The 332-nt window shown below is 60.8% G+C and carries 1 protein-coding gene; it reads left to right on the top strand.

Going from position 1 to position 332, the window contains the following annotated elements:
- Positions 1–332 (top strand): hypothetical protein (locus SB725_RS30485; RefSeq protein ID WP_410923072.1); only part of this gene is annotated, 332 nt, incomplete at both ends.

The following is a 332-nucleotide window of genomic DNA, read 5'->3' as shown; positions in this document are numbered from 1 at the left end:
GGAGCAGGAAGTGTACATGGGCGAAATTCCGCTCATGACGCCGACGGGCTCGTTCGTCATCAACGGCACCGAGCGTGTCATCGTCTCGCAGCTGCACCGTTCGCCGGGCGTGTTCTTCGAACACGACAAGGGCAAGACGCACAGCTCGGGCAAGCTGCTGTTCTCGGCACGGATCATTCCGTACCGCGGCTCGTGGCTCGACTTCGAATTCGATCCGAAGGACATCCTGTACTTCCGCGTCGACCGTCGCCGCAAGATGCCGGTCACGATCCTGCTGAAGGCCATCGGCCTCACGCCGGAACAGATCCTCGCGAACTTCTTCGTGTTCGACA

This window comes from Pseudomonas sp. SIMBA_041 (assembly GCF_046535095.1).
Classification (GTDB): Bacteria; Pseudomonadota; Gammaproteobacteria; order Pseudomonadales; family Pseudomonadaceae; genus Aquipseudomonas; species Aquipseudomonas mucoides.
Note: the sequence above shows the minus strand (reverse complement) of the source record. Positions and strands in the feature narration are given on the sequence as shown.